6 protein-coding genes are annotated in these 3045 nt (G+C 63.0%); 1 reads left to right on the top strand and 5 read right to left on the bottom strand.

Annotated elements, in window-relative coordinates; genetic code table 11:
- From ABY403_RS15120 to ABY403_RS15100, 5 genes are all read right to left on the bottom strand, one after another.
- The coding region (locus ABY403_RS15120; RefSeq protein WP_372841649.1) for a flagellar hook-basal body complex protein at positions 1-529 on the bottom strand (529 nt) is incomplete at its 3' end.
- A 2-nt stretch (positions 530-531) separates the two neighbouring features.
- Entirely contained in the window at positions 532-798 is a 267-nt protein-coding gene (locus ABY403_RS15115) for a flagellar biosynthetic protein FliQ (protein ID WP_372841648.1), read from the bottom strand.
- Between the two features lie 3 nt (positions 799-801).
- A complete protein-coding gene (gene fliE, locus ABY403_RS15110; RefSeq protein ID WP_372841647.1) occupies positions 802-1095 on the bottom strand; it encodes a flagellar hook-basal body complex protein FliE in 294 nt (97 codons plus the stop codon).
- 16 nt (positions 1096-1111) lie between these two features.
- Positions 1112-1504, bottom strand: a complete 393-nt coding sequence (flgC, locus tag ABY403_RS15105) for a flagellar basal body rod protein FlgC (protein WP_372841646.1) — start codon at positions 1502-1504, stop codon at positions 1112-1114.
- A 5-nt stretch (positions 1505-1509) separates the two neighbouring features.
- Positions 1510-1896 (bottom strand): FlgB family protein, encoded by a 387-nt coding sequence (locus tag ABY403_RS15100; RefSeq protein WP_372841645.1) that lies wholly within the window; start codon positions 1894-1896, stop codon positions 1510-1512.
- An 80-nt stretch (positions 1897-1976) separates the two neighbouring features.
- On the opposite strand from ABY403_RS15100, the gene ABY403_RS15095 reads away from it, so the two are divergent.
- A partial coding sequence (locus ABY403_RS15095) for a FliI/YscN family ATPase (protein ID WP_372841644.1) occupies positions 1977-3045 on the top strand: 1069 nt, incomplete at its 3' end.

The following is a 3045-nucleotide window of genomic DNA, read 5'->3' as shown; positions in this document are numbered from 1 at the left end:
CGGCAAACCGGGTGCCCCCTACGTGTTCGAGGCTGTTCGGATCGGTTGGCATGAAAAGACCAATCTCGGCCAAGGGCCGCCCTTCGGCGGAAAGCGTGCCATCTTGCGAAAGCGTAATGCCGCGTGCATCGGCGGGCACGAACACTGGCGCACCGCCAGCGTCGAGCAGGCGAAAGCCATCTAGCGTTGTAAGCTCGCCCTCTGGCGATGGCGCAAAACTGCCTGCGCAGGTCAATTGCTGCCCCTGAGGTGTGTCGATCAAAAAGAAACCTTCACCTTCGATAGCAAAATCGAAAGTGCCACCTGTCTGCGACAGCGCACCCTGCGAAAGGTTGACCACGCGCCCCGATGCATCGGCCATCGACAAGGAAGGCTCGGCACCGCCAAGTGCCGCGACATGTTCCGAGAAAACCACGCCTTCCTTGCGAAAGCCGTTGGTCGAGACGTTGGCGATGTTGTTTGCCACCGCCTGCATTTCGCGCATCAGGCCAGACTGCCGGGTCAAGGTGGCGTAGATTGCGTTGTCCATAATTACCCCCCCGCGATCAGCGGAATGATCTGAAGGCGGAAAAACGCCACCAGCGATTCCGACATGAACGACATCGAAACCCAGAACACCGCGAGCATCGCGCCCACCTTGGGCACAAAGGTCAGCGTCATTTCCTGCACCGATGTCAGCGCCTGAAATAGCCCGATCGCGACCCCCGCAATAAGCGCCACGGCAAGCATCGGCGCCGAGATCATCACCGCAATCCAAAGCCCCTGGCGCAGCGTGTCGAAGAAAAGTGCCTGTTCCATCGCTTAGACCGGCATCCGCAGGATTTCCTGATAGGCTTCCACCACCCGGTCGCGCACGGCCACGGCGGTTTCAACTGCAAGCTCGGTCGCGGCCAGCGCCTGCACCAGGGCGTGCGGGTCTGCACCCCCGGTCATCGCGGCGCGTGCGGTATCTTCGCCCTCGCGCAGCACGGCGGCAAAGTCGTTGGCAAGCGCGCCGAACGTGCTCTGCCCAGACCCACCCGCTGCGGGACGCGGTGCCGTTGCAGGGCGGGCCTGGGCATAGCTTTGCGCGGCAAGAGAGGTTCTGACGTCCATTCTGGACCTTCTCCTTCTATCGGCGCAGGAGGTCGAGCAGCGCAGACGACATTTGCCGTGCCTGATCGAACATCCTGAGATTCGCCTCGTAGCTGCGTTGCGCTTCGCGCGCGTCAGCGATTTCGACCACCAGATCGACATTCGAGCCGTCGTAGTAGCCGCCTTCATCGGCCAAAGGGTGCCCGGGATCGTAGATCCGCGTCAGCGCCGTTCGGTCGAGGTTCACTTGGCCAAGTGCGACCTGCCCGGTGTGCTGCCCCGCTGAAACCACCTCTTCAAACGTGGCCGTCTTGCGGTGGTAGCCGGGGGTGTCTGCATTGGCGATATTTTCGGAAACGTGGCGCAGTCGCTGCGCTTGCGCGGACATGCCAGAGGCGGAAAGCGAAAGTGCGCTGCTGAAATCGGCCATGACGATCACCTGCGCCCGAGGCTCGTGCGCAGAACGCCGAGCGAGGTTTTGTAGATGGTAAGCGCAAGGTCGTGCTGTCGCTTTACCTCGACCGCCTTGACCATTTCGTCTTCCAGCGAGACGGAGTTGCCATTCGGCGACATGGTGCTGATCTGGCTGCGCGATGTGATCTCGGCGCGCAGTGTGCCGGAACCTTGCAGATGTTCGGGGCGCGAGGCGCGCATGGTGCCGCCTGCCCCCGCCTCATAGGTTTCGGCGAAAGGCGCCACATCGCGCGCTGTGTAGCCGGGCGTATCTGCGTTGGCGATGTTCTGCGAAATCGCGTTCTGGCGCAGCGCCGCGTGCGATGCCATCGATTGTGCGACCTTCAGGATCGCAAGATTTTCAAACATCGGGGTTTCTCCTCCGAGCGATAACCAAGGCTTAAGAGCGAATCATTTAGAAAACGTTTCGTGAACTGGGGGTGGCCAGAATGGCTTTTGCCGGATTTGATCTGTTGCGCGCCGAGATAGCCGGGCTTGGTCAGGCATATGCCGTCGGCAGGGTCAGCGAGGTCAGCGGCGGCATCCTCTCGGTAGCCGGGCTTTCGACGCAGGCATCGCTGGGCGACAGGGTCAGGCTTTTTTCGCGCGGCGGTCATCAGGTTGGAGGAGAGGTTCTTGCCTTGCATCCCGGTCGTATCGCCGTGTTGGCCGATGGCGCGGCCGACGGGATTTCGATCGGCGACAGAGTCGAACTGGCGGGGCAAACCGGCATCGCGCCCGACGAAAGCTGGATTGGCCGCATCATCGACCCTTTCGGCCAACCACTCGACGGCCGCCCGATTATGCGCGGCGCAATCGAACGACCGCTGCGCACCAACCCACCAGCCGCCGCGCAGCGCCGTCGGCTTGGTGGCCGTCTGGAAACTGGGATTCGCGTCTTCAACACGCTGCTGCCGCTGGTGCGCGGCCAGCGCATCGGGCTTTTTTCCGGCTCGGGTGTCGGCAAATCGTCGCTATTGGCCAAGTTCGCGCGCGGCGTCGCGGCCGATGTTGTGGTGATTGCCCTGATAGGCGAGCGCGGGCGCGAGCTGCGCGAGTTTGTCGAAGGCGTGCTTGGGCCCGAGGGCATGGCGCGCACGGTGGTGGTGGCCGCCACCTCTGACCTTTCCCCTTTGCTGCGGCGGCGATGCGCTTGGGCGGCAATGGCTGTGGCAGAGCACTTTCGCGATCAGGGCGCGCATGTGCTTTTTCTTGCCGATTCGGTCACCCGTTTTGCCGAAGCGCACCGAGAGGTGGCTTTGGCCGGGGGCGAGCCGCCTTCGCTGCGCGGCTATCCACCCTCGACCGCGCACCAGATCATGGCGCTAGGCGAGCGTGCGGGGCCCGGCCCCGAGGGTGCAGGCGACATCACAGCGGTTTTTTCCGTTCTTGTTGCGGGTTCCGACATGGAGGAGCCCATTGCCGATATCCTTCGCGGCGTACTCGACGGGCATGTGGTGCTAGAGCGCAGCATTGCCGAACGCGGGCGTTTTCCGGCCATTGATCTGCTGCGGTCGG

The sequence above is a fragment of the Phaeovulum sp. genome, from assembly GCF_041596715.1.
Classification (GTDB): Bacteria; Pseudomonadota; Alphaproteobacteria; order Rhodobacterales; family Rhodobacteraceae; genus UBA6213.
Note: the sequence above shows the minus strand (reverse complement) of the source record. Positions and strands in the feature narration are given on the sequence as shown.

Coding starts and splice junctions, on each gene's coding strand:
- ABY403_RS15115 (WP_372841648.1), bottom strand. CDS start 798: ATGGAACAGGCACTTTTCTTCGACACGCTGCGCCAGGGGCTTTGGATT.
- fliE (WP_372841647.1), bottom strand. CDS start 1,095: ATGGACGTCAGAACCTCTCTTGCCGCGCAAAGCTATGCCCAGGCCCGC.
- flgC (WP_372841646.1), bottom strand. CDS start 1,504: ATGGCCGATTTCAGCAGCGCACTTTCGCTTTCCGCCTCTGGCATGTCC.
- ABY403_RS15100 (WP_372841645.1), bottom strand. CDS start 1,896: ATGTTTGAAAATCTTGCGATCCTGAAGGTCGCACAATCGATGGCATCG.